7 protein-coding genes are annotated in these 6647 nt (G+C 41.9%); 1 reads left to right on the top strand and 6 read right to left on the bottom strand.

The window, feature by feature from the left end:
* Nucleotides 1-488: 488 nt before the first annotated feature.
* Nucleotides 489-887 (bottom strand): hypothetical protein, encoded by a 399-nt coding sequence (locus HHX48_RS16040; protein ID WP_191026355.1) that lies wholly within the window; start codon nucleotides 885-887, stop codon nucleotides 489-491.
* 146 nt (nucleotides 888-1033) lie between these two features.
* On the opposite strand from HHX48_RS16040, the gene HHX48_RS16035 reads away from it, so the two are divergent.
* On the top strand, nucleotides 1034-2332 hold the full coding sequence (locus HHX48_RS16035; RefSeq protein WP_191026354.1) for a replication initiation protein: 1299 nt from the start codon (nucleotides 1034-1036) through the stop codon (nucleotides 2330-2332).
* A gap of 49 nt (nucleotides 2333-2381) precedes the next feature.
* Here the strand turns inward: HHX48_RS16035 and HHX48_RS16030 are convergent, their stop codons facing one another.
* The 5 genes from HHX48_RS16030 to HHX48_RS16010 form a co-directional block, all read right to left on the bottom strand.
* Nucleotides 2382-2933, bottom strand: a complete 552-nt coding sequence (locus HHX48_RS16030) for a DUF45 domain-containing protein (protein ID WP_191026353.1) — start codon at nucleotides 2931-2933, stop codon at nucleotides 2382-2384.
* Nucleotides 2934-3120: 187 nt separating this feature from the next.
* Nucleotides 3121-4854 (bottom strand): adenine nucleotide alpha hydrolase family protein, encoded by a 1734-nt coding sequence (locus tag HHX48_RS16025; RefSeq protein ID WP_191026352.1) that lies wholly within the window; start codon nucleotides 4852-4854, stop codon nucleotides 3121-3123.
* Between the two features lie 153 nt (nucleotides 4855-5007).
* Nucleotides 5008-5187 carry a carbon storage regulator CsrA gene (csrA, locus tag HHX48_RS16020; protein ID WP_191026351.1) on the bottom strand — a complete coding sequence of 60 codons (180 nt, stop codon included), beginning with the start codon at nucleotides 5185-5187 and terminating at the stop codon, nucleotides 5008-5010.
* Nucleotides 5188-5297: 110 nt separating this feature from the next.
* Nucleotides 5298-5732 carry a hypothetical protein gene (locus HHX48_RS16015; protein WP_191026350.1) on the bottom strand — a complete coding sequence of 145 codons (435 nt, stop codon included), beginning with the start codon at nucleotides 5730-5732 and terminating at the stop codon, nucleotides 5298-5300.
* 139 nt (nucleotides 5733-5871) lie between these two features.
* Nucleotides 5872-6330: a hypothetical protein gene (locus HHX48_RS16010; protein ID WP_191026349.1), complete on the bottom strand. Its 459-nt coding sequence runs from the start codon at nucleotides 6328-6330 to the stop codon at nucleotides 5872-5874.
* Nucleotides 6331-6647: the final 317 nt, after the last annotated feature.

The following is a 6647-nucleotide window of genomic DNA, read 5'->3' as shown; positions in this document are numbered from 1 at the left end:
GAAATCCGATTTATCAGTATTATTTTCTTTACTTCACAAGGTGATCAGTTACAGGAAATGCGAAGCAGTATTGCTGGTACACCCTAAAGTGACCATTTACAGGAAATCCGATTTATCAGTATTATTTTCTTTACTTCACAAGGTGATCAGTTACAGGAAATGCGAAGCAGTATTGCTGGACGCGCTAAGGTGACCATCTACAGGAAATCCGATTTATCAGGATTATTTACTTTACTTTAAAAGTGGTCGTTTGCGGGAAGTCCATGCAGCCATTACTTGGTACATCAAGCCTTCGTGTTAAGTTACAAGCTTATGAACTGCAAGATAATTACCCAAAAATCATGAGCTTAATAGGATACACCTTAAATTATCACTTTTGCTTAAGTGATTTGCTTCCTGTAGATGGTCACCTTCGCTAAAGTGACCTGCTTCCTGTAAGTGGTCACCTTTGGTAGAGTGACCTGCTTCCTGTAGATAGTCACCTTCGCTTAAGTGATTTGCTTCCTGTAGATGGTCACCTTCGCTAAAGTGACCTGCTTCCTGTAGATGATCACCTTCGCTAGAGTGACCTGCTTCCTGTAGATGGTCACCTTCGCTAAAGTGACCTGCTTCCTGTAGATGGTCACCTTCACTAGAGTGATTTGCTTCCTGTAGATGGTCACCTTCGCTAAAGTGACCTGCTTCCTGTAGATGGTCACCTTCGCTAAAGTGACCTGCTTCCTGTAGATGGTCACCTTCGCTAGAGTGATTTGCTTCCTGTAGATGGTCACCTTCGCTAAAGTGACCTGCTTCCTGTAAATGGTCACCTTCGTATAAATGACCTGTTTCCTGTAAACGGTCACCTTCGTTAAAGTGACCTGCTTCCTGTAACTGATCACCTTTGACAAAGATATTTCCTGTAAATGATCACCTTTGGATGAACATATTGGAAATGATTAAAAATAAACCCGATTTGCTGTTGACACGATCTGTGATCCGCGGCCAAAATCTGCAAGGTGATAAACGCTAAGTCACCTTGCGGAGAATAATAAAAATGAAGTCAATAGCAGTTCGCGGAAAAACGGAGGTTGTACCGCTAAGGAAGCACGTTGCTGCTGTTCATATTGGTAGTGTCGGGCTAAGCTTAATGCACCGAAAAAGCATTAACGCTGCACTTTGGTTTGCTCAACGCGAAGTTCGAATGGCTTCAGCTGGCCAATTGCACGATTATCTCAAAGAGCAAGAAGGAACCGAGTTAAATCACACAGTTTCTATCCATGAGTTTAGACAGTACGTTGAATACAATAGTAATGACTATGATTACTTGAAGTCTATTTGGAGAGAGCTTTCCCAAATATCTATAGAATTTGACCTTATCGAGGGCAAACGTAGTTGGGAAATCATGCCCATTTTAAGCTATGTCAAAATCCACAATGGCCATATTACATGGCGCTTCCCAAGCGAAATACGAAGTGCGCTGCTGGACCCTGAAGTATACGCTAAGATTAACTCTCAGATAACAAATCAGATACAGAGTGATATAGCATTCGCATTGTATGAAAATACAATAAGATACGTTGATATAGGGCAAACTCCATGGTTAAAGATAGATGTTCTTAAAAATCTTCTAGGTGTAGATAAGGACGCCTATAAAGCAACTAAATACTTTAACCGCAAACTCAGACAAGCTATTGAGCAAATTAAGATGGTCGCTGGTATTGAGCTTGATATGGAAACCACTGGCCGGCCAATCAAGTCTATGAGGTTTTTTGTAAGGAAAGCCAAGCAGACAGATTTTCTTATCGAGCAAGATGTTCTTCCTGAGCAATCAGACATTGAGTCTAAGCTTGCAATCATTGGATTCACTAAAGCACAGATACGTGACATTTTTAATGCCTTCACCAACGATCATATAGAAGGAAAGCTGAAATGGTTGGATAAAAAGTTCCGAACAGACGATAGCATTCGAAATCGTGCCGCTTTTGCGTTCGCTGCTTTCAAGGATGGTTATGAGGACAATGCTGCTAGGCCTAAGATTAAAGCTGAAGAAGCCATGCCATCATTAACAGCATCTAATGGTTCGCTTGAAAAACTGAAATACGATGAGTTCAGCCCACTACTTACCAGTGAAGAGGCTGGCAAGATCAAGGAGCTTTTCCACAAGTCATTTAAGACCAGTTTAAATGGACTGAAAAAATCCTCGTTGGCTGACGATACTGCTCTGAAGCAGTTCCTAGAAGGAGATTGGGAAGGACATGAACTTGTAACAAAATTTCGAGATTTCGCGGAAGGCTATGTATTCATGCGTAAAGAACTACTTCAGTCACTTACAGAGCGAGTGAATCAGAGTTAGCTATCCGTGAAGTATAAGAAAGCGCTTTAAGGCGCTTTTTTAATTCTCGTCATTTACTTAAACTTTCATCACGTATTAAATCTTCAGGAACAGAACAAGAGAAGGCAATATACTCATACTTCATAATACGTGCGCCTTTAAAGCTGTGGTTGCCTTTATACTGAAGATAACGCTTGGTCCTTCTATAAGCCCCACCTAAATCAAGCACCTCGCCTGCGCTTGTATATGCAAGCAGACGATATTTGTAAGGGGTATTGTTTTTAATTGACTGCTTTAAAGCTTCAGACGGTAGACTTTCACTTTCCAACAACATTCCCAAGGCATGCCTAAACTGCTTGTTGTGTCCCTGCTTTAGGCCTACTATCAAATGCGCAATCTCATGCAGCAAAGTGATGGTTAATTGTGCCAATGCTGGAGTATTTAAAAATGCCGAGCTTATTTTGATCGTACCGTCCCTCGACGCTTCACCATACTTTGTAGCAAGCATTTCAACAGTAAGCTTTGAAAATGGATGAGCCCAATGCGCTTCGAGAAATGCTTTCCTTGCTTTAGCCAAGCACCTTGATAATTCAGCCTGTATGATTTCTTCTGTGATCTTCATAAATTGCACCTTGATTTGAATACAGTGCAACGTAGCTTGAGGAAAGTCTTGGTCAAATTATGCAGCAGCCCCCGCCCTACCCCACCTAAAAAAATAATAAGGGATGCTCATGGGGATAATTTGAAAGCTGTTTAAGCCAACCCCTGAAGCGATAGCGACAAGGGGGAGGCAGTCAGCCTGAAGCTGACTAAAAATCCATGACTGCCTGTGGCTGAGTCTTCGTCTGTTTCTGACTGGCCAATAATAAATGTGCTGTATACTCTTCTTTTGAAATTGACGCCCCCGTACAGATATGTTCAAAAGATTTGCCGTACGTCGTACTAAGAGCGTTATATACTTGGGCACGTTGTGTCTCTGCATGTAACCGTGGGATCGAACCTTTGCGAAGCTTCAAAAGGCCACATTCCAACATGGCTTTGATAATCGTAGTTGGACACTTACCTTTACCCCAGTGTCCCATGTTGAGTGAATCCGGGAACCACTCTTCTACAAAGCTCATGGCCATCCCGCACTCGCTTCTGATTTCAGCACTATTTGCTTCCTCGAATGGCACCAGGTCAATTTCTGTCCCCAGCTTCGCTACTCGGTGAAGTCGGCCAGTGACGACGCTATGGCGGTCATCTTCATGCAAGCCTGTGCACTCATGGAGTGATACATAGCCATTGATGTCGAAGTATCTGTATTCAGGTAATTTGGCTGGTTCAGCATATTGAGTATTAGGTATTGGATAACGCAATCCATCAGTATGAACTTCATGCCAAATGCGAATTGCCTCTCCTGCGAGCTGCTCACCACCCTCTCGTGCCCAGTGATATTGAATCATCAATAACTCTTTGTAGCCTATTAGCTGGAACCTGTGAGCCTCATATCCATACCGATCGTAAAATGCTTCTTCTTCAAGTGCATCAATGGTAAGGACGTAACGAAGCAGATCTTGTCTGTATGCAAGAGAATACTGATTGTAGCCAACCTTCACGAAGCCACCAGCTTTAAGCTCACGGCCCATCATGGAGCGCGAATACTGGTAGTCATAGAGAGTATTAACCATAAATTCACGAAGTTTGACCATCGGAGCCATATACCCGTATGTCTCCTGGCTTGTATCTATCTGAGCCTGCAAGCTTTTGTCATTTTCGACCATGGCGCACAACATACAGCCAAATCGTGCCCCACAGGCCTTGTCTGTTTGCTTATTAGTACCTGCGAAAAGATCGCAAGTACCAGAGTTGCCTGCAGCATAGTGCTTTCTAAGCCCTTTAGCATGGTCTTCTATAATAGACTCGATATCGTCTTGCTCGATTGCGTTGGCCAGCGACCATACATCTGTAAGACTCCAGTCTTTGATTGGAGCAATCGTAAAGCCCATATCTGTGCGCACAACACTATCTGCAGTCTCACCGCGCTTTTCTATATTGGCTGCCCGGATGACAGACTCTTGGCTGCGAGTACCGCTGGCGGAAACAACCTTTTCAGTCTGGTGCGTTGCCTTAACCTCTCTCAAAAAGCGCTTCATTGGCTCAATTTTCCAATCTATGGTGCAATCACGTCCATTGTTGCTCGTCATAGGTGTTCTGAGCAGCTTTCCACGTCCCAAATACTCAACCATCGGTAGGTTAGATAGTGAGGGGGTGATCTCTTTGGTATAAATTGGAAGTCCATGTTCGCGACCGAACCTGGTCGCAGCATCGTGTACATCAAGGATAAAGTTATGAAGTTCAAAGTTGTCTATCGTGGTGTTGGTTGTCACGATATATAGTGGACCTGCCATAGGGTTTTCTTTGATAGCCTGCTTGAGCCCTTCAACAGCGCAGTGCGCTACACAAATGCTGTCTTTGCCTGATAAACCTACAGTGACTACCCAGTTATTTGAGAAAAGATTGGTAAATGTATCAACGGTTCGATTGAGTTTTGACAGCTGCATGATTTTAACCCTTTGAATAATATAGGGTTAATGTGTCACGTGAGGCGGCGGTGGCAACTCAGAGGGCAGCTAACCTCTGGAACCAAAATAAAAAACGTTTAGTTCATATAGATGATAAGGTGGTCGAAAAATCGGGCTGTTGGGTCCCACTAGTTATTGAGCAGAAGATTTCTCATTCTGAATTTTCTTATAGATCTCTTCACGATGGACATCTACATGTTGGGGAGCAGAAATACCTATTCTAACTTGGTTCCCTTTTATACCAAGCACTGTGATTGTTTTGTCATCATCAATTCTTAGTGATTCACCCGCCCGGCGTGTCAAAATTAGCATTGAAAGTCCTTTATATATTTAAGATTGGTGGTAAGCGCCAGCGATAGCAGGCGCTTAAGTTAAAATACGGGAGTCTAAGTCAAGTGTGAAACAGATTCCCGATTTATCGACTATTTGGTTATTATCCGAGACTTTTTCATAGCGCAGATGAAATGAAGTTGTACATCACCTTTTTTAAATGTTGTTGAGTCTAATGGTGCTGTGTCTGGGCGTTGAAGTAGGAATGCATTTGCAGATGTAACTCTGTCAAAAACCCCTGCTATTTGAAAATAACCTCCATAGGTATACATATACATGTCAGCAAAAAGGAGTGAGTTCGACGACAAATTTTCAAGGTCATATTTATTTGACCCTGAATATAAATCGGCCATCAGCTGAATCTCTGGAAAACCTGGCAAGGTTGATACCGCTATTTTGTCCTTATTCTTAAACAGGATAGTATGACCTACTTCATTAAAGGCCAAGTGGGTTATCCGGTGCAACTTGCTCATAGATTTTACATAGAGAACGTGACGGTTTTCGGTGGTTAGCTTTAGATAATTCATGTTACCTCCAATATTTCAATGGAAGTAATGTTGCAGCTGGTGGATATCGTGCAATTTATACGGAATGTCGATGCCTAACATCGAACTTTATGGTCATAGGAGCAGCACTTCAGCATTATTTAATACTACTCCCCCACTCTCAATGATGTGTGGCGCCACCTGCTGACAAGTTATAAGTATGGTAACCGCTAAACTGTTTGCCCAAAGATATATGAGTAAATACTTCTCTTAACCTTTCTAGCACAATCAACCAATCATGCTGACCGGCCACTATGAAAGCTTCCTTACCTGAGAAATATTGAATATTAATTCCTATAGCCAGTTCGTTTTCAATCTCTGAAAGTATTGAATCCCGATTGCATACAGCGCGGTCAAATAAATATCTTTTAAATTCACTTTTTGTTGCTACGCGAGTTAAGATTTCTTCTATGTCTCTGCTGGTTATGCTGTCACATAGAGACTGTGTAGGTAATCTGATGCAGGTAGAGACTTCAAAACAAGGGGTATCATTAGCACCCTGCCCCATAGCACTACTATCTACTTTACAGGTAGATCTATCACTAATGATATTCAATCGATCCACAAATTTTTCTTCCATTCGCTGTTCTCCTAAAGTAAGAACTTATAAAGTGAAGAAGTTGGTAGACAAGGCAAAACCTGTGGAAGATAAACAATGGCGTGACTGCATATTTGCAATACTGATATTGAAATAAGGATAAGCTTGCAGTTTGAAATTCCGAGACAGAAATTTCAACGGTTGAAAATGTGCTTAATGTGAAGTTTCAACGGTTGAAAAAAGATAAGCTTGCAGATTTGAAATGTTAAGACTGAAATTTCAACGGTTGAAAATGTGCTTATTGTGAAGTTTCAACGGTTGAAAAAAGATAAGCTTGCAGATTTGAAATGTTAAGACAG

This window comes from Salinimonas profundi (assembly GCF_014750655.1).
Lineage (GTDB): Bacteria > Pseudomonadota > Gammaproteobacteria > Enterobacterales > Alteromonadaceae > Alteromonas > Alteromonas profundi_A.
Note: the sequence above shows the minus strand (reverse complement) of the source record. Positions and strands in the feature narration are given on the sequence as shown.